Raw genomic sequence first — 24,462 nt, 5'->3', positions numbered from 1 at the left:
ACCATGGACCTTCCCGCGTATCCATCGCTTTCCACCGCCGCCAACGAAGCCATCGCGCAGGGCGTTGACCTGCCTGCGCCGTTTCAGTCGTTTCGCTTCCGCATTGAGCCCGGCCAGTCCGCGCATTTCGATGGATTGGGCAATAGGGCATATGTGGCGACTGCCACCGGCGAGATTGAAATCTCGACCAATGGCGGCGTGAATTACGAGCTTTGGGATACCGCGATGGAATTGGACTTCGGTCGCGATCATTTCTTCCGCCGCGTCTATTTGCGCAATCCCGGCGGCGACGTTGTGACCGGCATCCTTTACACCGGATTTGCCGGCATCGGCGATCACCGGATGCACCAAGTCGGCGAGACGCGTCTCACGCTTGAAAACCAAGCCGGGACGGGCTTTGAAAACACGACGCTGCTCAATGACGCATCGTGGAAAACCATCGCGCCGTCCGTCACTGGCAAGCGCGAGGTCTGGATTGCGGCTGAGCGCGCTGACGGTGCCGCCGGTCCTGTCCCGGTTGCTTATTGGCGCGCCAACAGCACGGAAAACGCCCGCGTGCCGTCCCATGAAATCGGCCTCGCGCTTGACGGCATTACCCGCCTGCCGTTTTCCGACAAGGTTGAGGTTTGCACCAACGCCGATCCCGGGACGGTCCGCATCCGCTACTGGCTGGTTTCGTTCATGGACGCCGGCAGTGACAGCCAGTTTGGCTCCCCCCCGCCGGAGGAAACCCTCCTCATCCCGCAAATGGCGGATGCGTCGGACACCCAAGGGCTGGTCCTCTCTGCCAACAGCAATGAGGGCGACATCTGGAAACTTTTCGACCGCGACGCTGCCACCGAATACGTGTGCGGCAACATCGGCCAGAAATGGTTCAGCCTGGTTATCGACCTTGGCGAGCTGCGAAACATCTCCCGGCTCGCGCTCAAGTGGAACAGCAATGACGTGAAGGACGCCGATTATGCGCCGCACTACATCCGGTTCCATCACAGCGCGAACAATTCGGCTTGGGGCACGCCCATTGCCGACAACACCGCCGGCCTTTGCACGAAGCCGGTTGCGCTCGGACAGATCATCTATTCGCGCCCGTTCGCGGATGGCGAAGTCATGGCGCGCTGGGTGAAATTAGAGGTGTTGCGCCCGTGGAATCGCGGCGCGGGTGCGAGTTATTTCCGCCTCGCCGGCATGGAACTTTACACGAAAGACCCGCTTTAATTTTCCTCCCATGGCTATCTCAAAAGAACAAATCAACCGCGTCGGCATCTGCTCCTATCCCGAGGACAGCGCCGACTCCCTCCGTCCGCAGGTGGAACAAAACACCGCCTCCATCAACCAGCACGCCGCTGCCATCGGCCAGCTTGGCAATCGCATGAACGGTGCCGAGTCGGCCATTGCCGCGTTGCAGGCCGGCGGCGGCAGTGGCGGGCTTACCCTCCGTTATGTTGACGGCGGGACGGGGGCCATGTTCGACGCCCAGTCCGGGCAGTGGGTTGTAATCGACGCCACCAATACCGGAATGGCCACGACGGTTCTTGCCATCGCTCCCGTTCAGAGTGCCACGGGGCCTATTCGAATCACCATTCTCCAGAATGCCTGGACGAGCCTGAGCCTGAGCTTTAGTGGTGAAAATCTCCGGGGACAGACGTTTAATGGCGGAAGCATGTGGGACTGGAGCGGCGGCCCTCCGAACTTGGGACAAGGCACCGACATTACACTCACCCCCATGCCCGCCCACAACACGTGGGTTGTTTCCGGCGTCCACACTCAGGGATAACGTCGCCTGACTCATAACCCATCACACCCAAACCCATGAAAAACAATCTCGTCACCCTCGCCCTCATCCTCGCCGCCTTCTGCCTCTCGGCCTGCAGCGGCTGCAAGTCGCTCTCGCCGGGCGGCGTTTACGACGAGGACGCGCTGCTCTACAACGCCGAGGCCGCCGTCGTCTCTTCCTATGTCGTCTTCGACGCCTTTGTGAAATGGGAATACGACAATCGGGCGGACCTCGAAAAAGCGGACGCGAACCGCGCCGCCGAAGTCAAACAGGCCGCCGACTTCGTGCGGAAAAACGCGAAGCTCGCCATCGGCTCCGTCATTGCCGCCGTGGAGTTATATAAAAAGCTCCCGTCCGAGGAAAACCGAAGGTCTCTCATGGCGGCCTTGGCGACGCTGCAACAGGAAGTCGTCAAAGCAGCCGGCTACATCAAAAGCTGACCAGTCCCGCGAACCACTCGAACCATGGAAAATGCAACCCTTATCGCCATCCAGGCGGCATTGAAGCTTGTCGACGCGCTGCTGCCCACGCTCACCGAACTTGTCCGCAAGGGCGAGGTGACGGTTGAGCAACAGGCCGCCGTGCGCGCACAATACGAATCACTGAAAGCGAAGGCAGACGGCCAATTTACCGGGGCGCACTGGGAATCATGAGCAACGCCGTCATACTGTTGACCGCCTCCCTTTCGCCGCTGTTTGCCGCCATCGCGCAATCAGCGGAAGGCGGCGTTTTGGGCTCGCTTGTTCAGGGTGGAACGACCGGCGCCATTCTCGCGTGGTTCATGATTCGAAATGAACACAGGATGAACCGGCTGGAGGACGCGTGGAACAGCTATAGCAAAGCGCAACTGCTTGCCTTGGCGGCCGGGCCGTCCGCCGTGTCCCCGGAACAGAAAGCCAAAGCGGAACAGTTATTGGCCGAAATGGAACGCGCAAAGAAGTGAGCTGGGCACCAGAACACGATCCGTTCAATCCCGACGCCACCCCGGATTTCGACGGTTGGGGCTGGGATGATTATTGGAGTCCCGCCGAGTGGCTGCAATGGCACGCCGCCATGAAGGCGCGCTACGGCCTCGAATACGCCAACACGGTTTTTCTGTCCCATTGGAACAGCCAGACCCTTGGCGCGAACCCGCTCAATGCCCGCACGTTTGATTCGAGCTTCCGCGAATACGCGAAGGCGAACGGCTTTTACAATGGACTTTGGGGCAACGCGGCCGGCGCGGGCGTGATCCTTCGCCCAGTCGGCGAAGTGATCGACACCGTGCCGGCCGTCGTGGAGAACGCCGCCGCCGGCATCGCCAGCACGGCCAGCCTCTCCCGCTATGCGATTCCCCTCGCGGCCGTCGCAATCGCGGCCGTCTTTGCCGCTCCCTACGTCGCGCCGGCCGTCCGCCGGGCGATCAAAGCCATTCGCTGATGTCCGGCCTTCTTGAAAGCATCCGCCGCTTTTTCGTCGCCGAGACGGAGCTTGCGCCGTCCCGCCGGCCGCGCCAATCTGCCGGCATGAGTGCTGTTGTGAGCAAGAAAAAGCGGATGCCCGCCCGCCCCCGCGCGCGTGGCGTGAAAATCGTCAAGAGAGCCCGCCCGCTCTCGCCCACTGCGCTTGGCGACTTGGCTGACAAACTGGCAAACGCGACAAGCGAGGCCGAAGCCGCAAAGTTGAAAAGGCAGTTCATCGACGGGTTTTACGGAGTCCGGACGCTGGCAGTGTGAGCAATGCCGAAATTCCAGCGCAAAAACATCCCTTGGCAGTTACTTGACCATCTGGCGGACCGCGTCAGAAGCCGCGAGATAACCCGGCAGGATGTTGAGCAGTTGGCGCGCTGGATCGACTCCGACCCGGAGTTGCCAGCTGGCGAATGGTTCAAGCGCTTTCAGAATTTCACGCTATGCGGCCGTGGCGATCTGCCAGCGACATTGTTGACGCGGTCCATGAGCGCAACCGGGACAGAGGTCGAGTGATCCCGCCCCGGCGTTCAGTTCACGTCCTTTTTACACGCCCTTTCCGCGCCGGCGGCATGATGGAAAACCACTGCTCCGCGTCCGCCTTGCTCACCGCCCCCTTGTAAAACTGGTAGAGCGTCTTTGGCGTCGTGTGCTGCATCTTTTCCGCCGTCCTCATGGCGTCGTTTGTCCAGGCGAGGAAGTAGCTCCCAAACGAATGCCGAAGCACGTTGCCGGCGTTTTTCACGCCGGCCCGCCTGAACGCCGCCGACTTTTCGTGCATGTATTGGCACGGTGTCATCGCCCACGTCGCGTCCGATGCCGATTCCAGCCATTTCCAGAGGTTTTCCGGCAGTCCTTCAAGGTAACCCCGCCTCCGGCTCTTGTGCTTGTCCGCCGCCAAGATAATGCCCTTGCGCTCGAAATCCACCTCGCCCTTTTCCAGCCGCCCGGCATGCGAGAATCGCAACCCGCCGAATGCCTCCAGCGCCATCCGCGCCGCTACCGGCCGCCGCGCATTCACCCTGAAAAGCTTTTGCGCGTCCGCGACCGGCAAAACCGCCACCTCCTCGTTGACGATGCGCGGCCCGGCAACCGCGTCGCACGGGTTGAAGTCGCAAAGCCGCTCCCGCACGCACCATCGAAAAAACCCGGACAGCAACTTGCGATGCCCCTTGATTGTGACCGGCGAAAACCCGTCCTTGGCCTTCAAGGCGTTGAGCCATTCCCGCACGCGCTCCGCGCTGGACTCTCGCAGGTTGATGCCGCCGACGAAGGCCGCCCATCGTTCGAGATAGAGCCGTTTGCGCTTGGCGCGCCTCTCCTCATCCTCGCCGTCGCATACGCGCAAGTAGCGTTCCAGCGCGTCCACGCACGGCATTCCGCCGCCGGTCTCGCCTCGCCGCCACGCGAGCCATTCCCTCGCGACCGTGAGCGGATCGACCGCGCCGACGATGTCCTTGAACCGGAGCCATTCCGTCCATTCCTCCGGGTTGAAGCTCAGCGCCTGCTTGCCGATGCGCTCCCTCGCCGCCATCAGCGAACGCGCGAACCGTTCCCGCGTCTTTTCCGTCTCGAACGCCTTGGCCGTCTTGCGGCCGGTTTCATCCCGCCAGCGCAGGAAAAACTGCTTTCGCCCGGTGGGCTTTTCATAGGCGATGATGCCCCTCATGAGAACGAGGCGGGAAGGCGTCGCGAAGGCGACGGCCTTGTTTTCACTGGTTTCCGGTGTCCGTTTGGTGTCCATCGGCCAGCGCGCATGTGCGCATTGGCGAAGGATTTCCACCTATGAAAACGATTTTCGCGGGCGGTCTTGGTGGGCCCTGTCGGATTCGAACCGACGACCAAGGGATTATGAGTCCCCTGCTCTAACCGCTGAGCTAAAGGCCCGTGCCAAGAAACGCCCGGAAGCAAAACCAACCCGGCGCGCAATGCGACAAAATTTTCCTTTGGTCCCGGGCGCGCAGGTGCAGTTCAAAGTCGTGCCATCGCCGGAATCTTTCCTCTTTATTCTTTATCTTTCCTTCTTTCTTCCTGCCCGTTCCTGACGAAAGAGAAAGAGAAAGAGAAAGAGAAAGAGAAAGAGAAAGAGAAAGAATAAAGAGGAAAGATGGAATGACATCACTTTGAATCGCGCACCGGACGCGGACGGATCGCCCCATCCCGCCCGCCCCGCCTTCGCGATTGCGCTTTGACGCACGGGCCGGGGAAACGATAACAGAGACAAACTACTCGCGCCCCGGCACGCGCCGTCTCATGAACATCCTCGTCCTCCAAGACCACCTCCGCAACGGCGGCACCGAGCGCCAGTCCATCCTCCTCGCCCGCGCCTTTGCCGAGGCCGGCCACCCCACCACGCTCCTCACCTTCCGTCCCGGCGGCGCGCTCGATTTTTCCCCTGCCCCGCCCCGTCTTCGCCGCGCCGCGCTCCAGCCCTTCGACACGCGCCTCGACTGGTTCGCGCCCGGCCTCCGCCGCGCCGCACGCCGCCTCGCGCCCGACATCGTCCTCTGCATGGGCCGCATGGCCAACTGCCGCGCCGCCACGCTCCAGCGCGCCCTGCCCCGCGCCACCGTCATCACCACCATGCGCACCGGCAAGGAACTGCCGCGCGCCTATATTCGCTCGCTCCACGCCTCGCGCCACACCATCGCCAACAGCCGCGAAGCCGCCCGCATCCTCGCCGACCGCCACGCGCTCCCCTCCGAAAAAATCACTGTCATCCACAACGCCATCGTCTTTCCGCCCGGTGGCACGGGCTGCCTGCCTGCAAAAGTGGAAGCGGCATCCTGCCGCTTGGACGGCGAAGCCGCCGGGTCGAAAGGCACGGGCATCCTGCCCCTGGGCTCGGGTGGCACGGGCGACTCGCCCGTGGACGGCGCTCCGCGCCGCAATATTCCCGCCCGCGCGTCTTCATCTTCCACTCCCGGCTTCGACACCAACGCCCCCGCTTCCCGTCCCCTCATCCTGCTCTGCGTGGCGATGTTTCGCCCCGAGAAAAACCACCGCGCGCTCATCGAACTCGCCGCCCGTCTCCCGCGTCCAGCGTCACCCGCTGCGTTGGCAGCCGACACCCCGGCAATCGGCGATGCTCCCGGCCCCGCCCCCGACTGGCAGCTCTGGCTCGCCGGCGACGGTCCCGAACGCGCCCCCTGCGAGGCGCTCGCCGTCCGCCTCGACCTCGCCGGCCGCGTGCGCTTCCTCGGTTTCCAGTCCGATCCGACGCAACTCTACCAAGCCGCCGACATCGCGATCCTCGCCTCGACCCGCGAATCCCTCCCCAACTTCCTCGTCGAGGCCCATGCGCACGGTCTCCCCTCCGTAGCCTGCGCCGTCGGCGGCGTGGCCGAGTGCGGCGGCCTCGCCGTTCCGCCCGGCGACGCGGACGCCTTTCTCGCCGCGCTCCTCCCGCTCATACGCGATCCCGCCCGCCGCGCCCGCGAGTCCGCCCGTGTCGCCGCCCACGCCCGCGAGCATTTCTTCCCCGCCGTCCAGACCGCCGCCTACCTCCGGCTTTTCGAGCGACTTTTGGAACGCCGCGCCGCGCCGTGAGCGGTCAGCCCTCCGAGCCGCGCATCCCCCGCGGGGCGCGTCCGACGAAGGTGCTTTCCATTTCCGCCCACGCGAGGCCGAGGCGTATGATGACCAGCGTCATCAAGGTCGCGGCATCAATCGCGATGACCCCCATCAGGTAGCCCGGCACGCCGGCGTGCAGCGTGAAGAACAGCACGCAAACCAGCGTCGCGAGGTTCATGGCCTGCCCGGCGAGAATCGCGTTGGGCCGCCGGCGCCACGCGGCCAGTCCCTCCGCATGGCCGCGCAGGGACTGCACGACCGGCAGGGTGGCGAGCAGCAACGCGGCGCGCATGGCCAGCGGGATGTCCTCCGGCGGCAGGCTCTGGATGCCGCCGAAATACCACTGCGCCACGGCGGGGATTTGCCCGGCCAGCGGAATGAGCGCCAGCACGCCGCCGGCCGCCAGCGCGAAGCGGGCCATCGCGCGGTCGTTTTTGTCGCGCGGCGGAAAGGCCAGCGTCACCGCCTGCACGCGCAGCGCGGCCATGCCCACCGGGTTGATCACGCCGATGGTGATGTAATGGATCGGCAGCATCCGCGCCGGGTCGGCGGCGCGCGCGATGAACGCGCCGATCATCAGCCCGGCGATCGTCAGCAGCATGCCGCCGAAGGACAGCGGGATCATGAACAGCAACTGCGTGCCCAGCCCCGCCGACTGCCCGCCGCCGGACGCGAGGCGGCGGATGTGCGGGCGCGCCAGCCATTGCGTGAGCAGCAGTTCGAGCAGCACCGGCCCGGTCATGGCCAGCACGCCCATGCGATGCCCCACCCAGCCCAGCCGCACGAACACCGGCGCCAGCACGAGGGTGAGCGCGATGCGCGCGAGCGTGGCCCAGTTGGCCCCGGCGCTGTCGCGCGCGTTGTAGAGCGCGACCAGGCTCGTGTTGCGCACGAAAAACAAAACCTGCATCGGGATGCTCAGGAACAGCACCTCGCGCGCGGTCGTGTCCATCGGCGTCGCCAGCCCCAGCATCCCCCGGAAAATGAAACCGTCCACTGGATGCACGCACGCCAGCGCCTGCAGGACGACGAGCACGGCGCACACCCACTGGTTCAGGCGGCTGAACATGCGAAACCCCTCCGCATCGCGCCCGAACACCATGCCGGTGGTGAGCAGGCCGCTGCCCACCGCGCCGAGCATGAACATCACGGCCTGCCCCTGGGCGAGCGCGGCCATGTCCACCACGCCGTTTTTCCCATGTGAAACGATGGAGGCGACCAGCGGATAGGTCAGGCTCTGCGAGACCGCCTGGATGACCAAAGGAATGTAAAATTTGGCCGCCCGCCACGGTGTATAATCAGCCTGGGCGTCCGTGGTGTTGGATGTTTGCATGAAACGCCAACCCTCTAGCATGACGCCTGCCGAAAACAACCCTGCGATTACGACTGCGAATGCTTCCTACTATAAGACAACGTGTTAAACACGCGAATGGGGCGACGGCATTCCCGCCGCCGGGCGGGAAGCGCGCATGAGTTCGCCTCCCCTCACTTTCCTTCCGCCACGGTCGAGAGCGTTTCCACGAACTTCTTCATCGCGGGCGTGAGCACGCGGCCCTTGCGGTGCAGGATGGCGAGCGGGCGGGCGAACTCCTTGCCCTTGAAAGGGATCACCGCCAGCGTGCCTTGCGCGAATTCCTGCGCCACCGTCGCCTGCGGCACGATCGACACGCCGTGGTCGATCTCCACCGCGCGCTTCACCGTCTCGATGTTGTCAAACTCCATCACCGGCTCGATCTCCAGCTTGCCGTCGCGGAATATCTGGTCCACCGCCTTGCGCGTCGGGATGTCGGGGTCGAAGCCGATGAACTTTTGCCCCGACAAATCCTCCAGCTCCAGCTCCGTCTTCGACGCCAGCGGATGGCTCGGGTGCGTGATCAGCACCAGCCGGTCCTCGCGAAACGGAATCATCTCGATCTGCCGCGTTTTTACCGGAAACGCCACCAGCCCGAAATCCACCGAGTTGTGCAAAATGTCCTCGTAAACCAGATTCGAGCGCCGGTATTCCACGCGCACGTTGACCGACGGATACGCGTGCAGGAAACGCTTGATGTAGGGCGGCAGCTCGTGCAGGCCGATCGAATAAATCGTCGAGATGCGAATCGTGCCGCTAATGACCTTTTTCATCTCCTGCAACTCGCTCAGCAATTTGTCGTATTGATGTAAAATTTCTTTCGCGGTCTCGTAAATGCGCTGTCCCTCGCGCGTGAGCTGGAACTGCTTCTGGCTCCGATCAATCAACAAAGTCTTGAAATTCCGCTCCATCGCGCGGGCCTGCTGGCTCACTGCCGATTGCGTTATATTATTGATCTTTGCAGCTTTGGAGAAGCTCTTGGTTTCTACGAGATCTGCGAAAATCCTGAGATTGTCGATATGCATGGAATACGCTAAATGGTGCGCTACCATAAACGACACTAATCGCCTCGCAACTCATTAAAAAAATTTAACTCCCCGATGATATCTTTTCTCGAATTCAGCTCCCGGGTGGAATCCCTGCGCAGCCAGATCGCCGAAGCCTGCCGCCGCGCCGGCCGCGATCCCGCCGGGGTGGAGTTGCTGGCCGTGACCAAGACTCATCCGCCCGCCGCCATCGACTACGCGGCTCGCCTCGGCCTGCGCGCCATCGGGGAAAACCGCGTGCAGGAGGGCATCGCGAAACGGCCGCTCGTCGCCCCCGAATCGGCGGCGCTCCGCTGGGAGCTGATCGGCCACCTGCAATCCAACAAGGCCCGCGCCGCCGTCGAATGCTTCGACCGCGTGCAAAGCGTGGACAGCGAAAAACTCCTGCGCCACCTCGACCGCGCCGCCGCCGAAACGGGAAAAACGCTCGCGATTCTGCTCCAGATCAACGCCGGCCACGATCCGGCGAAATTCGGCGCGGAGCCGGAGGACGCCCCCCGCCTGCTCGACGCCGCGCTCGCATTGCCGAACCTGCGCGTGGACGGGCTGATGACCATCGCGCCGCTCTCCGGCGACCCCGCGGTGGCAGAGCGGACGTTTGCCAATCTGCGCGAAATCCGCGACCGCCTCGCCGCCAGCCGGGGCGTGGAGCTGCGTGAGTTGTCGATGGGCATGACCGGCGACTTCGAGGCGGCCATCGCGGCGGGCAGCACCCTCATCCGGGTGGGCACCGCGCTTTACGGGGAGCGGCAATAGGCAGAGGACGCGGCAGCGACTGGGAGCGCCGACATCCTGCCGGCATTTGCGGCGCGAAGCGTTGCCCTCCACGGGCGGGGACGTCCGTGCCACTCAATCCATCCGGCGGCGCGGAGCGCCGTCTGCCGGCAGGATGCCGGCGCTCCCAGCCGCTGCCGCGTTTTCGCCACCACCCCGCCGGGCGAAGTTTTGTGTTTTGGGATTTGAGTTTTTTCGGGATTGTCAAACCACTCGGCTTCGCCTCGTAGAGAAATTTGGAATTTGGGATTTTTAAACCGCATGGCCCTCATCGATACGCACACGCACTTGGAATCGTTTTTCCGCAACAACACGCTCGACGGCGCGCTGGCCCGGGCGCGCGAGGCGGGCGTGGAGGCGATGATCACCATCGGCACCGCGAGCGACGACTGGGGGCTCTACCGGCGGCTCGCGAGCGAGCACCGCGGCTTCGTTTACCACACGGTCGGACTGCACCCATGCTCGGTCGGCGAAAACTGGGCCGACGAAGCGGCGGGCATCGAGGCGTTTTTCGCGCGGGGCACGGAACCGCTTCCGGTCGCGCTCGGCGAATGCGGGCTCGACCGGTTTCACCTGCCGAAAGACGACGAGGCGCAGGCGGAGCGGATTTTCGCCTGGCAGCGCGCGGCCTTCGCCGCGCAACTGGAAATCGCGCGCAAGCTCGCCGTGCCGCTGGTCGTGCATTCGCGCGGCGCGTTTGCGGAATGCGTGGCGATGATCGACGCGAGCGGCGCGGACTGGTCGCGCGTGGTGTTCCATTGCTTCGTGGAAGGCCCCGCCGAGATACGCGAACTCGCGCGGCGCGGCGGACGCGGCTCCTTCACCGGCGTGCTGACCTACAAGAGCGCCGGCCTCGTGCGCGACGCCGCGCGCGAGCAGGGATTGGAACGTTTCATGGTGGAAACCGATGCGCCTTACCTGACGCCGATGCCGCATCGCGGAAAGCCGAACGAACCGGCGTATGTCCGCCACACCGCCGAGTTCGCGGCGGAGGTGTTCGGCGTCGGGCTCGACAAGCTCGCGCAAATCAGCACGGAAAACGCGCGGTCGTTTTTTGGATTGCGGTAAACGCAATGGGATTTTTTCGACCGCGAAAGACGCGAAGATCGCGAGGAAAAACTTGGGAAGACCGGTTCATCAAACCTCCAGAATCGCAAAAGCACGCCAACGGCTCGCGACGCCATTAATTCTCCGCATTTTTCGCGGCCCCAAACCGCTTCTCCCCTTCGCGGCTCCGCATCCTTCGCGGTCAATCCAACGAAGGGCGGCGCCATGCCGTTTACGCCTCGTCAAACTTGCGGGCAAAAAGCTGCTCGATCTCGGCGAGCATCTGTTCGGCATCGGCGCCGTTCGCGAGGAATTTCACCTTCGAGCCCTTGCCCGCGGCGAGCATCATCAGGCCCATGATGCTTTTCCCGTTCACCTGCTCCTCGTCCTTCTCGACCAGCACGTCGGCCTTGAAACGGTTTGTGATACGCACGATCATGGCGGCGGGACGCGCATGGATGCCCATCTTGTTCTGCACGATGAGTTCCTTGACGATCTGGGTTCCGGCGGCGGGCGTGTCGTTTTTGTCCATTTATGCGGTTGTGATTCCTTCAGGCAGGGTTGTGCATCGTCTCGCTGAGGGAGCGGCTTGCAATATCAAAAACAGCCCCCACGCTTTCTCGGCCCGACGCCCGCCCTCCCGCCATGAAGACCGCCATCATCGTTCCCTGCCGCCTCGCATCGACCCGTTTCCCGCGCAAATTGCTTCATCCCATCAAGGGGAAACCGCTCCTGCTCTGGGTGGCCGAGCGCATCGCCGGCGAGGCCCCGGACCTGCCGCTCTTTTTCGCCGTGGACGACCCGCTGCTCGCCGCGCCGCTGAAGGCCGCCCATTTTGAGACCATTTTGACGAGCACCAGCCACCAGAGCGGCACCGACCGCATCGCCGAGGCCAACCGCCGCGTGGGCGCCGGCCACGTCATCAACGTGCAGGCCGACGAGCCGCTCGTGACCGGCGGCCAGCTCCGCCAGCTCGACGCCCTGCTCGACGGCCCCGTGGCGATGGCCACGCTCGCCACGCCCTTCCGCACGGCGGCGGATTTTGCCAACCCGAACCAGGTGAAGGCGGTCCTGCGCAACGACGGCCGCGCGCTGTATTTCTCGCGTTCGCCCATGCCCTACCCCCGCGACCTCGGCGGCCGGCCCGACGACGCGGCGGTCGCGGCCAGCCCCTGCCTGCGCCATCTCGGCCTCTACGCCTACAAGGCGGACCTGCTGGAGCGCTTCGCCCGGCTGCCCGTGGGCCGGCTGGAACAGATCGAGCGGCTGGAGCAGCTCCGTGTATTGGAAAACGGATACGACATCGCCGTCGGCGTCACCCACGACCCCACCATCGGCGTGGACACCCCCGAGGACGCGGAAAAATTCGAGGCCGTGCTGGGCTGAGGCGCCACTCGGTCCCGGGCCGTCACCAGTTCACGCGCAAGCCGGCGGTGATGGCGGTGCTGTTCACGACCTCGCCCATCGTCCAGGCCCCGTTCACGTAGGCGCCGACATCGCGGTTGAACCACCACATGAGCGAGCCGCCGGCGGTAAAGTCGAGGCCGCCCAGGTCATTGTCAAACGGCACGTCCATGACCGTGATGCGGCTGTCGGCGAGAAACTCATAGCCGACCGCGACGCGGAACGAGGGGATGATCGCGCCGTCGGGCCAAGTCGGGACGGACATGTGCCAGCGCAGCCCGGCCTGGGCGTGCAGCGAGTCGGCGTCGTCAAACGAATACTCGCGCTTGAAGGCGTCGGCGGTTTCGTCCAGCCGGGTGTTCTGATACATGACGCGCGCCTGCGGCTCGAAAACCCCGGCGCCGGCGGTGGCGAAGGCGCGGCCCGCCTCGAGCGCGACGGTCGTGCCCCATCCCTCGAAACGCACCGTGTCGGAGGAGTCGCGCATGGCGACCTTGTAGCGGTTGCGCGCGACGTTGGCGAGCAGGTCGGCATACCAGTCGCCGCGCCGGCTGGTGACAAACACACCGGCCTCCTGCGCGCCGGCATCGATGTCGGCCACGGTCTTGTAGTCGGAGCGGGCCTGCACAAACGTCGCCACGATGCCGGCATCGAGGCGCGAGGAGGCGGAACCGTGTTTGCCCCAGGGCCACATGACGCCGAGCTGGGCGCCGGCGGTGCGCACGGAGAGGCCGTCGAACAGCTCGCCGTGGATGCTGTCCTCGCGGCTGATGCCGCGCAGCCAGAAGGCGGCGTTTTCCGCCGGGACGGGAGCCACCTCGCCGAGGCACTGGTGGAGCGAGTCCACGCCGGCCTTGGCCATGAGCCCGGCCAGGGCGGGGAGCGCGGCGGCGGAGGGAATTTCGGGTGAGAAGTTCTCCGGCAGGAGCCAGCCCGCGGCGTTGACCTTGAGGTCGTAGGCGCCGAGCACGGCGCGGTTGGCGTAGTCAATGGTATAGCTGGCGGCGTTGGCGCCCTGCACGTCAACGAGCCGGGCGCGGACGGTGCCGGTCGTGACCGCGGACTGCTCGAATGTCACGAGCAGGCGGATGTCGCCCGACGCGTCGTCGGCGACGGTGAGGCGCCCGGTCGAGACGATGAGTTCGGCGGCTGGATTGACGGCGGCGGTGAGGGCGATGGTGCCGGGGCCGCCGGTGGTTGAGAGGCTTTTGACGGCCTGGCTGGTTTTGCCCAGTTCGAACGTGGCGGCGCCGGTGAATTTGAGGGCGGAGGCGGGGTTGAGCACATTGGAGGTGCCGGTCTTGAGCGTGCCCTGGGTGAGAACGGTGTCGCCGGTGTAGGTCTGGGCGGTGGCAAACGTGAGCGTGCCCGCGCCGGTCTTTTCAAAACCGCCCGCGCCGCTGATGACGCCGGCGTAGCTCGCGTCGGCGGCTTGGTCAAACACCACCGTCGCGGTGGCGGCGGCGAGCTCGATGTTGCCGCGCAGGCTGGCGGTGCTGCCCTGAAGCGCGCCGTCGCGCACCCGCATGACACGGCTGCCGGCGTAGGTGCCGGTGAGCACGACCTTGCCCGCGCCGGCCTTTTCGATCAGGCCCGCGCCGGAGATGACGCCGTCGTAAGACCCGTCGGTGTCCTGCTCGAAACGCATCGTGGCGGAGGACTGCACGGCGATGTCGCCGACGAGGCTGCCGGTCGTGCCGGCGAGCGTACCTTCGCGCACCTCGGTGCCGCCGGTGTGGGAGTTGGAGCCGGAAAGCATGAGCGTGCCGGGGCCGGTTTTCACGAGCGCGCCGGAGCCGGTGATGCTGCCGGCGTAGGCGCCGTCCGAGGCTTGAGCGAACTCCAGTATCGAATTTTCGGATACAACGGCATCGCCCGGCAGCGCGGCGGCGGTGGCGCGCAGGGTGCCGCCGAGCACGCGCGCCCCGCCGGTGCGCGCGGAGGCGTCCGCCGCGGTGAGGTCGAGCGTGCCGGCGCCGGTCTTGATGAGATCGCCCGAGCCGGAAATCGCGGCGGCGGCGGCGAGGGCGAGCGTGCCGGTGCGCACCGCGAAGCCGCCGCCCTGCCCTTCGAGCACGAGGGCGCGCGTCCACTCGCCGGCGCCGGTATAGTCAATAAATCCGAAGGTCGTGCCGGTGCCGAGTACCACGGGCGCGCCCAGGTAGGACTGGTCGGCGAGCGTCACGGTGCCGTCCTGGATGTGCGCGCCGTTGGTCAGGGCCACCGCGGTTTGCAGTTCGAGCGTGCCCGCGCCGGTTTTGATGAATTGGTCGCCGCCGGTCAGCGCGCCGGTAAAGGCGAAGGTGCCGGTCGCGCCCGCCGCCACGTTCATGGTCAGGCTGGCGTTGTTCAGGTTGATCGTGCCCGAGCCGGACACCGCCGACAGCTCGAAGCTGGTCGCCGTCGGCGCCACGATGTAGGTTGCCCCGGCGGCGACTTCGAGCGCGCCGACGCCGATGTGGCCGGAGAGCGTGCCGCCGCGCACGGTGGTGTCGCCGTAGTTGTTGCCGGCGTTGGTGAGTTCGAGGTAGCCGTCGCCGGTTTTGACGAGCCGGCCCGCGCCGGTGATGGCGTTCGCGAGAGTGGCGCTGCCGGTTTGCCCGATCTCGACGGCGGAGGTGGCGGAGGCAAGGTCGAGCGTGCCTTTGAGCGTGGCGGCGGTGGCAAGGAGCGTGCCGTCGAGGATACGCGTCGCGGCGATGTCGGCGGTGATGGTCGCGGCGCGGGTGTCGAGCGTGCCGGCACCGGCTTTGACGAAGTCGCCCGAGCCGCTGATCACGGCGGTGGAGGCAAGGGTGGTGGTCGTGCTGGCGGCCACTTGGAAGCCGCCGCCGGAGCCGGTGAGCGTGAGGGACTTGGTCCAGGCGGCGGGGTTGTCGTAGGCGATCAGGCCGGCGGTGGTGGTGTCGCCGAGCGTGATGGTCGTGGCGGCGAGGCTTTCGTCGGAGAGCCTGAGGACGCCGTCTTTTACGAGGATGCCGCCGCCGAGGGCCACCGAGCTGGAAAGGGTGAGCGTGCCGCCGCCGGTTTTGTTGAATTTCGCGGCGGGGCCGCCGTCGAGCTGGCCGGTGAAGTTGAACTCGCTGGCGGTGCCGCTCGCCACGTTGAAGTTCAGGCTGGCGGCGTTGAGGTTCACCGTGCCCTGGCCGACGATGCCGGCCAGTTCGAATTCGGTCACGCCGTCGGCTACTTTGTAGGTGCCGGCCGACTCCACCGTGAGCGTGCCCTGGCCGACGTGGCCGGTGAGCGTGCCGGTCTTGATGGTGGTGTCGCCGGTGTAGGCGTTGGCGCTGTTGGCGAGGACAAGTTCGCCGGTGCCGTTCATGATGAGGTGGCCGGCGCCGGTGATCAGGCCGGAGAGGGTGCCGGTGGTGTTTTGCGCAAACTCGGCGGTGGCATCGTTGGCGAAGGTGAGGTCGCCTTTGATCGTGGCGGTGTCGCCGAGGAGCGTGCCGCCGAGGATGCGGGTGCCCCCGCCGGTCTGGTTCATGGTCGCGCCGGTGATGTCGAGCGTGCCCGCGCCAGCTTTCACGAAGTCGCCGGTGCCTTCGACGGTGGCGGTGAGCGCCTGTGTGCCGCCGGCGATGCTCAGGCCGCCGCCGGAGCCGGTGAGCGTGAGGGTTTTGGTCCAGGCGGCGAGGCCGTCGTCGACTTCGAGGAGGCCGTGGCCGACTGCGGAGCCGAGGATGAGAGCGGCGCCGATCTGGTTTTGGTTGTCGAGTTTGAGGGTGCCGTTTTCGACCGTGATGCCGGTGGCGAAGGCGGCGGCGAGTGCGGTGCCCGCGCCGAGGTCGAGCGTGCCCGCACCGGTTTTGCGCAGGCTGGCGCCGCCGTTGGCGAGCGCGCCGGCGAACGCGTAGGTTTGCGTGCCGCTGATGACGTTGAAGGCGAGGTTCGCGCCGTTGAGGTCCACGGTGCCGTTGCCGGCGATGGCGCCGATGGCGGCGTCGGTCACGCCGTCGGCCACGATGTAAGTCGCGCCGGTCTGCACGGTGAGCAGGCCCGTGCCGACGTGGCCCTTGAGGGTGCCGGAGACGATGGTGGTGTCACCGGTGTAGTTGTTGCCGGTGTTTGAAAGGGTGAGCTGGCCCGCGCCGGTTTTCGTCAGCGCGCCGGTGCCGCTGACCGCGCCGGTGAGCGTGACGGCGTGGCTGTTGGTGTCGAGGATGCCGCCGGCGACGACGGCGCGGGCGGTAGTGATGTCCGCGCCGTAAAGCGCGGCGCCGCCGTTGAGCGCGAGCGAGCCGGCGAGCGCGCCGAGTTTCGCGTCGTCGTCGATGAAGAGCGTGCCGGAGTCCACGCGCACGCCGCCGGTGTGGGTGTTGTTGCCCGTGAGCGCGAGCACGCCCGCGCCTGCCTGCACGACGACGCCGGAGCCGGAGAGGTCGCCGGAGAGCGCGTAGTTGCCGGCAGACGCGATGACAACGGCGCCGTCGTTGGCGATGGCGGGCGGGCCGGCGTCGGCGTGCCAGATGATCGCGCCGCCGTCGCCGATTTGGAGCGTGCCGCCAGCGGAAATCGTGATGCCGCTACCGGCGGCGGCGGCGAAAATCGTCTGGCCGGCGAGGGTGAGCCGCCCGGCGGCGACCTTGAGCGTGTCGGCGGCGACGCCGGAGAGTTGCACCGTGCCGGAGAGCGTCCAATCGGTGCCGTCCATGGTGAGCGAGGCGAAGCCTTTGGCGGGATCTCCGGACGCGCCGATGAAGTGGCTGTCCTCGACGCCGGAACCGGTGAGGACGACGTGGTTGAGGAGTCCCGCGTTGCTGACGATGTCGCCGTTGAGGACGGAACCGGTGTCGAGGGTGAGGGTGCTGCTGGCGGTGGTGTTGTTGAACCAGATCGCGACGCCGGAGCCGCCGGTGATGGTGCCGGAGTTGGTGACGGCGGACGCGCCGCCGAGGTGGAGACCGCGGAGGGCGCCGTTGATTTCGCCGGCATTGGTGATGGCGACGGTGTTGTTGTTGGCCGAGTAGATCGCGCCGCCGTTGGTGGCGTTGACGGAGGTCTGGATGAGCGCGCCGGCGTGGTTGACGACGGTGTTGAGGCGGGCGGTGTTGCCGAAGTTGATGCCTTTCAGTCCGCCGAGGATGGTGCCGGAGTTTGTGACATCGCCCGCCGCAGTGGAGGCAAAATACACGCCGGCCTGAGTCGCGCCCGTGTTCGCACTTTCGATGAGGCCGAGGTTGGTGACGCTGGCGTCCTGGGTGAAATTCAAGCCACTGTTTCCAGTGGTTGTGACTGTGCCGGAGTTTTTCAAATACCAGTGGGAGACGCTGGCGTTGTTGCCCGAAATCGCGTTGCCAGATGCCACTTGGACGAGGGTGCCGGCGAGGATTTCGTAATTGTCGGCGGTACCGCTGAGCGCGAGGGTCGTGGTGCGGTCTCCGATGATCACCGGCGTGGCGGTGGTCTGGGCCACGAGTGGTGACATCGCGCGCCACAACAGCCAGAAAACGAGGCCCAGCCGGGCGGCGGACATGGTCGGGGAAAAACAGCGCGCGGCTGCAACAGGGAATGCCGTCATGGTTTTCATAATACAAACAGGGGGCTTCAATTTTGGGAGAGGGGATCGTCCTTTGGCAGACTTATGATGAGTCAAATTTGGTTCTATTAATAATACCAAGTCAAGCGATTTTCTGCCTCCGATCATGGATGGATGCGATACGGGAGAAATCGACCCCGCCGGCACCGAAACTACGCCGGCATGGTGGACTTCACCGTCTCCAAGGCCGCGCCGGTGGAGCCGCAGGAGGTGCGGACAACGAGCTTGGGCGGAAGCAGGATGTGGTTGGCGCGGTCCTGGCGCGGTTTGCCCTCGATGCGGTCAATGAGCAGGCTGGCGGCGGTGGCGCCCTCGTCGTCGAGCGGCTGCTGCACGCTGGTGAGTTGCAGGCCGAGCGAACGGTAAACCTGCGAGTCGAAATTATCGTAGCCGACGAGCGCCACGTCGTCCGGCACGCGCAGGCCGGCCTCGCGCAACGCCGTGAATGCCCCGAAGGCGAGCATGTCGAACATGCAGATGATGCTGTCAAACGGCAGCTCGGCGGCGCGTTTGCCCTTCACCCACCCGGCGACGACATCGCGCGCGGACTCGAAGAAATCCTGGTCGGCGCCGATCTCGCATTCGAGCACGGGCTCGGGCTGCAAACCGTGGTCGCGCAACGCCTCGATGACACCGCGGCGGCGGTCGCGATGCACGGTGTTGTTTGGCCAGAATCCGACCAGCGCCGGGCGGCGGCGTCCGCAGCAAATCAGGTGCTCGGTGAGCTGATACATGCCCTGGACGTTGTCCGTCATCACACACGAAAAATCTAGGCCCGCGATATAGCGGTCGAGCAGGACGAGCGGGATGCCGCGCCGCTTCAGCTCCTTGAGCAAAACGAGAAATTCCTTCCGCTCGGTCACGAACCGGTCGGGATAAAGCAGGATGCCTGCGACCTGCGCGTCCATCATCTTGCCAAGCTGCGTGATCTGGAGCTCGGGGTCGTTGTGGTCGTGCGAGAGCAGCATGTGGTAGCCGCGGCGCGTGACCTCGGCCTCGACGCCGCGCACGATGCCGCCCACCATGGGCTCGGTGGCGTTCGGAACGAGCAGTCCGATGACGCGGGTTTGCAGGAGGCCGGCGGTCGGGCGCGTCGGATGGCGGGCGAGAAACGTGCCGCGCCCCGGCGTGGATTCGAGCGTGCCGTCGTTGCGGAGCGATTGCAGCGCCTTGCGCGCCGTGACGCGGCTGATGTCGAATTTCTTGATGAGTTCGCGTTCGGTCGGAATTTTCGAACCGACAGGCAATTCCAAAAGAAACTGTTCCAGCTCCAGGCGCACGCGCTGGTAGCGGGGGAGGAGTTCTATAACGGTCTTGGAAGCCATACAAATTGCATGAGACAATTCGGCGGACGAGTCAAACGCGCTTAATGCGCCGGTGCCGCCGGCGGACGCAACGATTGCTCCAGAAACGTCAGCGTGCCCGGCAGCAACGCCTGGACGACGGGAAATGTGTGCCCCCCGTCGATGCTCTCGACTTCGACCTTGATGCCCGCCTCGGTCGCCGCGGCGATGAACCGCCGGTTCATCCCGGTCTCGAACGGGCTCGGGCTGCAAACCGTGGTCGCGCAACGCCTCGATGACACCGCGGCGGCGGACGATGCACGGTGTTGTTTGGCCAGAATCCGACCAGCGCGGGCGGCGGCGTCCGCAGCAAATCAGGTGCTCGGTGAGCTGATACGCCCGGACGTTGTCCGTCATCACACACGAAAATCTAGGCCCGCGATATAGCGGTCGAGCAGGACGAGCGGGATGCCGCCGCTTCAGCTCCTTGAGCAAAACGAGAAATTCCTTCCGCTCGGTCACGAACCGGTCGGGATAAAGAGGGATGCCTGCGACCTGCGCGTCCATCATCTTGCCAAGCTGCGTGATCTGGAGCCGGGGTCGGTCGTGCGAGAGCAGCGGGTGCCGCGGCGCGTGACCTCGGCCTCGACGCCGCGCACGATGCCGCCCACCATGGGCTCGGTGGCGTTCGGAACGAGCAGTCCGATGACGCGGGTTTGCAGGAGGCCGGCGGTCGGGCGCGTCGGATGGCGGGCGAGAAACGTGCGCGCCCGGCGTGGATTCGAGCGTGCCGTCGTTGCGGAGCGATTGCAGCGCTGCGCGCCGAGCTGATGTCGAATTTCTTGATGAGTTCGCGTTCGGTCGGAATTTTCGAACCGACAGGCAATTCCAAAAGAAACTGTTCCAGCTCCAGGCGCACGCGCTGGTAGCGGGGGAGGAGTTCTATAACGGTCTTGGAAGCCATACAAATTGCATGAGACAATTGCGGACGACAACGCGCTTAATGCGCGGTGCGCCGGCGGACGCAACGATTGCTCCAGAAACGTCAGCGTGCCCGGCAGCAACGCCTGGACGACGGGAAATGTGTGCCCCCCGTCGATGCTCTCGACTTCGACCTTGATGCCCGCCTCGGTCGCCGCGGCGATGAACCGCCGGTTCATCCCGGTCTCCGGCGCCCGCGTGGCGTAGGCGACACGCACGCCCGTGCCGCCGCGCAGCGCCTGCAACCGGCGGATGGGATTGCGCTTCGCCCACTCGGCGGGATCGTCGCCAAAACGCGGAGGCACGGCGTAGCCGCCGGTCTCCTTGGGCACGGGAAAATCGAGCAGCCCGATCATGGTCGCCACCGCCGCGAAATCCCCGGGGCGGCGGACCGCCGTGTACATCGCCCCGTAGCCGCCCATCGACCAGCCCCCGATGGCGCGCGCGCCGGCGGTGTTCCCCAGCGGAAACAGCCGCGCCGAAAGGGCGGTGACCTCGTCAATATAATCGGCGTAACGCTCCTCCGCCTGCACGGGCGAGTTTATATACCAGCCCTCGCGCGCGTAAGGCAGGACGATGGCGCAGGGCGACGCGAACAGGCGCGCCCGGCACGCGTCGTCCTGCAACAGGGTGCGCTCGTTGCGCCCGCGTCCGTGGAGGAAATAGATGACCGGCACGCGCTCCTTTGAGCCCGGCGACACGCCCTCGGGCAGCACCACCATGAAGCGCATCGGGCGCTTGAGCGCCGCGCTGTCAAAGTCGCACCGCCACACGCGCGGCTCGACGCTGGTGACGCGCGGCGCGGGCGCGGCGCAAAGGGCGGCAAAAGACAGCGCGGCCAATATATATAATGGAAACTTCAGCATGGCTCCGTGCATGGGGTCCTCCGTCCGGGTTTATTTCTTCAGCGCCGAAAGGATCGAGGCCGCCACCGCCTTGGCGAAGGCGGCGTTGCCGGTTTTATTAAAATGAACGTCGTTGGGGATTTGATATTCGGCGATGTTTGATCCGGCCACGGCGTGCAAATCGTCGATGAGCACCCCGTTCTCCTTCATGACGCGCAGCGCGATTTCATTATAGCGGCCGACATCGGCCGGGATGCGCTCGTAATGGGCGTTTTTCACGGCCTCCGGCACCGGCGTGGTGGTGGCAAAGACCAGCGTGGCGCCGGTGGCCTTGAGCTGCTTCACGATATCCTTGAGATAACGCTCGTAGCGGTCGGGCGGGACGTTCTGGCGTCCGGGCTTCAAATATTTCATGTCGTGCAGGCCGAAATTAAAATGAATGACATCCCATTTTCCGGCGCCGAGCCACTCCTTGATTTTTTGCCGGCCGCTCGCCGACGAGCCGCAGTTGGTGGGCGGCCGGTGGACATTGGCCTTGCCCACGAGCTCCTGGCGGACGCCGAGCGTGTAGCCCATCGAAACGGAATCGCCGATCAGGAACACGCGCGGCAGGCCGGGCGTGTCCTCGACCGGGCGGAGCGAGGGCGAGAGTTTTCTGGCGGGCTGGTCGTCGGCCCGGGCGGACCCGGCGGCGAGCACGAGCGAGGAGAGGAGGAGGGCGAGGAGTGTTTTCAGTTTCATATGATTTATATATTGGGTGGTTATTGATGCCGGGCGGCTCCCCGGGTTCCGCTGGAGAGCACGGGTCTAAGGAACAGGAATATCGTCACGGCAGCGATGGGATGCAGCGTGGCGGCGAGGACAAAGGCATAGGCATAGCCGAACTTGGTCACGATCAGGCCGACGACGGTCATGAACACCGCGCCGGTCAGCGAGCCCGCCGAGCCCATCAGCCCCATGACCGACGCGGTTTCGGCATTGTCGGTGATGTCGGCGGCGAGCGTCGCGGTGTTGGTCGACCACATCTGGCACATGAACGTGATGAGGCAGGTAATGGCGATGGCCGCGGCGATGCTGTTTATAAAACCGACCAGCGCGCCGAAGGGCGTGAGCAGCCCGGCGCATGCCAGCATGGCGAAGCGGGCGCGCGGCGCGGTCCAGCCGCGGCGGATGAGCGCGTCGGAAAACCAGCCGCCGGCGACATTGCCGAGCGTGCCGAACAGATACGGCAGCCACAGATAAATGCCGACCTCCTTCAGGCTCAGCCCGCGCTCCGCCATGAAATAGCCCGGCAGCCAGAGCAGGTAGAAATGCCACACCGGGTCGCTGGCAAAACGCGAAAGCACGAGCCCCCAGACCTTTCGCTGCGAAAGCAGTTCGCCCCATGTCTTCCCCCTGCCCGAAGCGGACGGGGACGCCGCGTGCTCCCCGCCTTCGCGCAACTCCTCAAGGTCCGCGGCGGTGACCGCCGGATGCTTCGCGGGAGGGCGGTAAAGTTTCCAGAAAAACGGAATCCACAACAATCCCACCGCGCCGGGAATAATAAACGCGGCCCGCCACGTGCCGGCCGCCTGGGTTATCCAGACGAGCAGCGGCACGGCGATGACCGCGCCCACCGCGCTGCCGGACGAAAAAATGCCGGCCGGCAGCGCGCGCATTTTCCTCGGAAACCATTCGCCGCAAGCCTTGATGCCGCCGGGAAAAATCCCCGGCTCGCCCACGCCGAGCAGCACACGAAACGCCGTCAGGCTGCGAAAACCCTGCGCGAGGCCGGTCAGCATGCTCGCGACCGACCACAGGCCCACGCACGCCGTGACGCCGAGCCGGATGCCGACGCGATCGATGAGCCGCCCGGCCACTGTGTACATCACCATGTAGGAAATGAGAAACGCGGTGCCGAGATAGCCGAATTGCGCGTCGGTGAGCCCGAGCCCGCCGCAAATCGGCTCCTTCAACACCGCCAGCGCCTGCCGGTCTATATAATTCACGATGGTGGCGAGAAACAACAGCGCGACAATCCACCAGCGCGTCGTGCGGTAACGTGAGCGGGGTTTATCCATGGCGCGAATCCTCACGCGGCCGACGGCGCGGCGATTGATACGATGGCATTTTGCGCGACCAGCGCGGCGCGAAGCCGGACCGGGTCGACCGCGCGCGGCGCGATGCCCTCGCGCGCGGCCAGGGCCGCGGCCACGCCCGCCGCCTGGCCCGTGGCGAGGGAGGTGCCGGGCACGCGGGTCGAGCCGTGCGCGCGGTGCGTCGTGGAGATGGGTTTGCCAGCGACGAGCAGGCCGTCCACCGCCTGCGGCACAAGGCAGCGGTAGGGAATTTCATAGGGCGCGGGCGGGTTTTCCTTGTGCGGGTGCACGCCGGAAAAACCGGTGTTGGGATGAATGTCGACCGGCCACGCGCCCACGGCGATGCTGTCGGCGAAGGGCGTGCGCGCGCGAATGTCGTCCTCGGTCAATATATATTCGCCGCGAATGATGCGGCTCTCCCGGATGTGCAATTGCGTGGAGCCGGAAACAATATAACTGTCCCTCAGCTCCGGCGCCCGGCGACGGAGGATGTTCCAGATGTCGAGCATCTGCGCGCGCGCCTTTTGCTCCGCGGCGGAAAGCTCCACGGGATCGACGGGATTGCCAAACACGCGGGTCGAGTTGACGGAGATTTCCCCGTCCGCGAGACGGATGATCCACGGGCCGCCGTAAACCTCGATTTCGCCCGCATCGCGCGCCTCCTTGAGCGCGCGTCTCGTGATTTCCTCCCATTGCGACCAGCCCGGGCCGGGCGCGACATGGCCGAGCCGGAAATGATAGGTGAGCGCCTGCAAATCCCGCGCGATGTCGAACGGCACGCCAGCGTAGAATGCGAGCTCGGCATCGCCGGTGCCGTCAACCACGACCGGCGCATGGAAACGCGCGCGACCGTCGCGCAGGGCAGCCTCGACCCCGGTGACGCGTCCGTTCTCGAGCAGCACGTCGCAGCCATGCGCGTGATAGAGCGTGGCCACGCCCGCGCGCGCCAGCAGGCGGTCGATGGCGACCTTCTGCATTTCGGGATGCACGGACACGACCTCGGGAGGGTTGTCGCCGGTGGCGTCGCCACCGAGCGCGCTGATCTCGGCCACGAGTTCGTTCGCGAATCCCGCGACGACATCGACGCTGCTGTCCACGCAGCTCCTGATCGCGTCGAAGGTGTGGATCATCGCCGCGGTGAGGATGCCGCCGCCAAAGCCGTAGCGCTCCAGCAGCAGCACCTTCGCGCCCTCCTTGGCGGCGGAGCAGGCGGCCGCGACTCCGGCGCTGCCGGCGCCGCAGACAATCACATCGTAGCGTCTTCCATCCAGTGAGCTTGGGATCATGGTAATGAGTTCGTTTCGGTGGTTTATATT

23 protein-coding genes and 1 tRNA gene are annotated in these 24,462 nt (G+C 65.5%); 12 read left to right on the top strand and 12 right to left on the bottom strand.

What is annotated here, in order from left to right; translation table 11 throughout:
• Window positions 1-3 precede the first annotated feature (3 nt).
• From OH491_RS17415 to OH491_RS17380, 8 genes are read left to right on the top strand one after another with little or no spacing between them, the layout of a single operon-like run.
• The gene (locus tag OH491_RS17415; protein ID WP_068770327.1) at window positions 4-1,215 is read left to right on the top strand and encodes a discoidin domain-containing protein; all 1,212 of its coding nucleotides are present in this window, start codon (window positions 4-6) and stop codon (window positions 1,213-1,215) included.
• A gap of 10 nt (window positions 1,216-1,225) precedes the next feature.
• Window positions 1,226-1,774: a hypothetical protein gene (locus OH491_RS17410; protein WP_068770328.1), complete on the top strand. Its 549-nt coding sequence runs from the start codon at window positions 1,226-1,228 to the stop codon at window positions 1,772-1,774.
• A 35-nt stretch (window positions 1,775-1,809) separates the two neighbouring features.
• A complete protein-coding gene (locus OH491_RS17405) occupies window positions 1,810-2,214 on the top strand; it encodes a hypothetical protein (protein WP_068770329.1) in 405 nt (134 codons plus the stop codon).
• 24 nt (window positions 2,215-2,238) lie between these two features.
• The gene (locus tag OH491_RS17400; RefSeq protein ID WP_068770330.1) at window positions 2,239-2,427 is read left to right on the top strand and encodes a hypothetical protein; all 189 of its coding nucleotides are present in this window, start codon (window positions 2,239-2,241) and stop codon (window positions 2,425-2,427) included.
• Window positions 2,424-2,717 carry a hypothetical protein gene (locus tag OH491_RS17395; protein WP_068770331.1) on the top strand — a complete coding sequence of 98 codons (294 nt, stop codon included), beginning with the start codon at window positions 2,424-2,426 and terminating at the stop codon, window positions 2,715-2,717. Before OH491_RS17400 ends, OH491_RS17395 begins: the two co-directional genes overlap by 4 nt.
• Window positions 2,714-3,193, top strand: coding sequence for a hypothetical protein (locus OH491_RS17390; RefSeq protein ID WP_068770332.1), 480 nt, complete (start codon window positions 2,714-2,716; stop codon window positions 3,191-3,193). Before OH491_RS17395 ends, OH491_RS17390 begins: the two co-directional genes overlap by 4 nt.
• The gene (locus tag OH491_RS17385; RefSeq protein ID WP_068770333.1) at window positions 3,193-3,489 is read left to right on the top strand and encodes a hypothetical protein; all 297 of its coding nucleotides are present in this window, start codon (window positions 3,193-3,195) and stop codon (window positions 3,487-3,489) included. The genes OH491_RS17390 and OH491_RS17385 overlap by 1 nt, the downstream gene beginning before the upstream one ends.
• 3 nt (window positions 3,490-3,492) lie before the next feature.
• Window positions 3,493-3,738 (top strand): hypothetical protein, encoded by a 246-nt coding sequence (locus OH491_RS17380; protein ID WP_068770334.1) that lies wholly within the window; start codon window positions 3,493-3,495, stop codon window positions 3,736-3,738.
• 19 nt (window positions 3,739-3,757) lie between these two features.
• Here OH491_RS17380 and OH491_RS17375 read toward each other — a convergent pair whose 3' ends face one another.
• Together OH491_RS17375 and OH491_RS17370 are read right to left on the bottom strand one after the other, a co-directional pair.
• Complete coding sequence (locus OH491_RS17375; protein WP_068770335.1) at window positions 3,758-4,966, bottom strand: tyrosine-type recombinase/integrase; 1,209 nt, start codon at window positions 4,964-4,966, stop codon at window positions 3,758-3,760.
• Window positions 4,967-5,033: 67 nt separating this feature from the next.
• Window positions 5,034-5,109 (bottom strand) — tRNA-Ile (locus tag OH491_RS17370).
• A gap of 366 nt (window positions 5,110-5,475) precedes the next feature.
• Between OH491_RS17370 and OH491_RS17365 the strand changes: the two genes are divergently transcribed.
• Window positions 5,476-6,771, top strand: coding sequence for a glycosyltransferase (locus OH491_RS17365; RefSeq protein ID WP_068770336.1), 1,296 nt, complete (start codon window positions 5,476-5,478; stop codon window positions 6,769-6,771).
• A 4-nt stretch (window positions 6,772-6,775) separates the two neighbouring features.
• On the opposite strand, the gene OH491_RS17360 is transcribed toward OH491_RS17365, so the two are convergent.
• Together OH491_RS17360 and OH491_RS17355 are read right to left on the bottom strand one after the other, a co-directional pair.
• Window positions 6,776-8,128 (bottom strand): hypothetical protein, encoded by a 1,353-nt coding sequence (locus tag OH491_RS17360; protein ID WP_068770337.1) that lies wholly within the window; start codon window positions 8,126-8,128, stop codon window positions 6,776-6,778.
• A gap of 152 nt (window positions 8,129-8,280) precedes the next feature.
• A complete protein-coding gene (locus tag OH491_RS17355; protein WP_068770338.1) occupies window positions 8,281-9,171 on the bottom strand; it encodes a LysR family transcriptional regulator in 891 nt (296 codons plus the stop codon).
• Between the two features lie 75 nt (window positions 9,172-9,246).
• On the opposite strand from OH491_RS17355, the gene OH491_RS17350 reads away from it, so the two are divergent.
• Window positions 9,247-9,948, top strand: a complete 702-nt coding sequence (locus OH491_RS17350) for a YggS family pyridoxal phosphate-dependent enzyme (RefSeq protein WP_068770339.1) — start codon at window positions 9,247-9,249, stop codon at window positions 9,946-9,948.
• A 279-nt stretch (window positions 9,949-10,227) separates the two neighbouring features.
• Complete coding sequence (locus OH491_RS17345) at window positions 10,228-11,034, top strand: TatD family hydrolase (protein ID WP_068770340.1); 807 nt, start codon at window positions 10,228-10,230, stop codon at window positions 11,032-11,034.
• Window positions 11,035-11,245: 211 nt separating this feature from the next.
• On the opposite strand, the gene OH491_RS17340 is transcribed toward OH491_RS17345, so the two are convergent.
• Window positions 11,246-11,545, bottom strand: coding sequence for an HPr family phosphocarrier protein (locus tag OH491_RS17340; protein WP_068770341.1), 300 nt, complete (start codon window positions 11,543-11,545; stop codon window positions 11,246-11,248).
• Window positions 11,546-11,658: 113 nt separating this feature from the next.
• Here OH491_RS17340 and kdsB point away from each other — a divergent pair, with 113 nt between their 5' ends.
• Window positions 11,659-12,399, top strand: a complete 741-nt coding sequence (kdsB, locus tag OH491_RS17335; protein ID WP_068770342.1) for a 3-deoxy-manno-octulosonate cytidylyltransferase — start codon at window positions 11,659-11,661, stop codon at window positions 12,397-12,399.
• A gap of 22 nt (window positions 12,400-12,421) precedes the next feature.
• On the opposite strand, the gene OH491_RS17330 is transcribed toward kdsB, so the two are convergent.
• The 7 genes from OH491_RS17330 to OH491_RS17300 all read right to left on the bottom strand — a co-directional run bounded on the left by OH491_RS17330 (window position 12,422) and on the right by OH491_RS17300 (window position 24,432).
• Complete coding sequence (locus OH491_RS17330; RefSeq protein ID WP_342750619.1) at window positions 12,422-17,896, bottom strand: autotransporter-associated beta strand repeat-containing protein; 5,475 nt, start codon at window positions 17,894-17,896, stop codon at window positions 12,422-12,424.
• Window positions 17,897-18,111: 215 nt separating this feature from the next.
• Window positions 18,112-19,284 (bottom strand): substrate-binding domain-containing protein, encoded by a 1,173-nt coding sequence (locus OH491_RS17325; protein ID WP_068770344.1) that lies wholly within the window; start codon window positions 19,282-19,284, stop codon window positions 18,112-18,114.
• Window positions 19,285-19,325: 41 nt separating this feature from the next.
• Window positions 19,326-19,487, bottom strand: a complete 162-nt coding sequence (locus OH491_RS17320) for a hypothetical protein (protein ID WP_342750618.1) — start codon at window positions 19,485-19,487, stop codon at window positions 19,326-19,328.
• Between the two features lie 321 nt (window positions 19,488-19,808).
• On the bottom strand, window positions 19,809-21,089 hold the full coding sequence (locus OH491_RS17315; protein WP_342750617.1) for an alpha/beta hydrolase: 1,281 nt from the start codon (window positions 21,087-21,089) through the stop codon (window positions 19,809-19,811).
• A 30-nt stretch (window positions 21,090-21,119) separates the two neighbouring features.
• A complete protein-coding gene (locus OH491_RS17310; protein WP_068770346.1) occupies window positions 21,120-21,809 on the bottom strand; it encodes an SGNH/GDSL hydrolase family protein in 690 nt (229 codons plus the stop codon).
• A 20-nt stretch (window positions 21,810-21,829) separates the two neighbouring features.
• Window positions 21,830-23,128, bottom strand: coding sequence for an MFS transporter (locus OH491_RS17305; protein ID WP_068770347.1), 1,299 nt, complete (start codon window positions 23,126-23,128; stop codon window positions 21,830-21,832).
• Between the two features lie 11 nt (window positions 23,129-23,139).
• A complete protein-coding gene (locus OH491_RS17300) occupies window positions 23,140-24,432 on the bottom strand; it encodes an FAD-dependent oxidoreductase (protein ID WP_068770348.1) in 1,293 nt (430 codons plus the stop codon).
• Between the last annotated feature and the right edge of the window lie 30 nt (window positions 24,433-24,462).

Source organism: Termitidicoccus mucosus, from assembly GCF_038725785.1.
In the GTDB taxonomy this organism is placed as follows: Bacteria; Verrucomicrobiota; Verrucomicrobiia; order Opitutales; family Opitutaceae; genus Termitidicoccus; species Termitidicoccus mucosus.
Note: the sequence above shows the minus strand (reverse complement) of the source record. Positions and strands in the feature narration are given on the sequence as shown.

What these genes read in the sequence shown, in the direction of transcription:
- OH491_RS17395 (WP_068770331.1), top strand. Translation starts at nt 2,424, where the DNA reads ATGAGCAACGCCGTCATACTGTTGACCGCCTCCCTTTCGCCGCTGTTT.
- OH491_RS17340 (WP_068770341.1), bottom strand. Translation starts at nt 11,545, where the DNA reads ATGGACAAAAACGACACGCCCGCCGCCGGAACCCAGATCGTCAAGGAA.
- OH491_RS17400 (WP_068770330.1), top strand. Translation starts at nt 2,239, where the DNA reads ATGGAAAATGCAACCCTTATCGCCATCCAGGCGGCATTGAAGCTTGTC.
- OH491_RS17380 (WP_068770334.1), top strand. Translation starts at nt 3,493, where the DNA reads ATGCCGAAATTCCAGCGCAAAAACATCCCTTGGCAGTTACTTGACCAT.
- OH491_RS17415 (WP_068770327.1), top strand. Translation starts at nt 4, where the DNA reads ATGGACCTTCCCGCGTATCCATCGCTTTCCACCGCCGCCAACGAAGCC.
- OH491_RS17310 (WP_068770346.1), bottom strand. Translation starts at nt 21,809, where the DNA reads ATGAAACTGAAAACACTCCTCGCCCTCCTCCTCTCCTCGCTCGTGCTC.
- OH491_RS17360 (WP_068770337.1), bottom strand. Translation starts at nt 8,128, where the DNA reads ATGCAAACATCCAACACCACGGACGCCCAGGCTGATTATACACCGTGG.
- OH491_RS17300 (WP_068770348.1), bottom strand. Translation starts at nt 24,432, where the DNA reads ATGATCCCAAGCTCACTGGATGGAAGACGCTACGATGTGATTGTCTGC.
- OH491_RS17410 (WP_068770328.1), top strand. Translation starts at nt 1,226, where the DNA reads ATGGCTATCTCAAAAGAACAAATCAACCGCGTCGGCATCTGCTCCTAT.
- OH491_RS17345 (WP_068770340.1), top strand. Translation starts at nt 10,228, where the DNA reads ATGGCCCTCATCGATACGCACACGCACTTGGAATCGTTTTTCCGCAAC.
- kdsB (WP_068770342.1), top strand. Translation starts at nt 11,659, where the DNA reads ATGAAGACCGCCATCATCGTTCCCTGCCGCCTCGCATCGACCCGTTTC.
- OH491_RS17325 (WP_068770344.1), bottom strand. Translation starts at nt 19,284, where the DNA reads ATGGCTTCCAAGACCGTTATAGAACTCCTCCCCCGCTACCAGCGCGTG.
- OH491_RS17330 (WP_342750619.1), bottom strand. Translation starts at nt 17,896, where the DNA reads ATGTCCGCCGCCCGGCTGGGCCTCGTTTTCTGGCTGTTGTGGCGCGCG.
- OH491_RS17365 (WP_068770336.1), top strand. Translation starts at nt 5,476, where the DNA reads ATGAACATCCTCGTCCTCCAAGACCACCTCCGCAACGGCGGCACCGAG.
- OH491_RS17305 (WP_068770347.1), bottom strand. Translation starts at nt 23,128, where the DNA reads ATGGATAAACCCCGCTCACGTTACCGCACGACGCGCTGGTGGATTGTC.
- OH491_RS17315 (WP_342750617.1), bottom strand. Translation starts at nt 21,089, where the DNA reads ATGCTGAAGTTTCCATTATATATATTGGCCGCGCTGTCTTTTGCCGCC.
- OH491_RS17405 (WP_068770329.1), top strand. Translation starts at nt 1,810, where the DNA reads ATGAAAAACAATCTCGTCACCCTCGCCCTCATCCTCGCCGCCTTCTGC.
- OH491_RS17350 (WP_068770339.1), top strand. Translation starts at nt 9,247, where the DNA reads ATGATATCTTTTCTCGAATTCAGCTCCCGGGTGGAATCCCTGCGCAGC.
- OH491_RS17320 (WP_342750618.1), bottom strand. Translation starts at nt 19,487, where the DNA reads ATGAACCGGCGGTTCATCGCCGCGGCGACCGAGGCGGGCATCAAGGTC.
- OH491_RS17375 (WP_068770335.1), bottom strand. Translation starts at nt 4,966, where the DNA reads ATGGACACCAAACGGACACCGGAAACCAGTGAAAACAAGGCCGTCGCC.
- OH491_RS17385 (WP_068770333.1), top strand. Translation starts at nt 3,193, where the DNA reads ATGTCCGGCCTTCTTGAAAGCATCCGCCGCTTTTTCGTCGCCGAGACG.
- OH491_RS17355 (WP_068770338.1), bottom strand. Translation starts at nt 9,171, where the DNA reads ATGCATATCGACAATCTCAGGATTTTCGCAGATCTCGTAGAAACCAAG.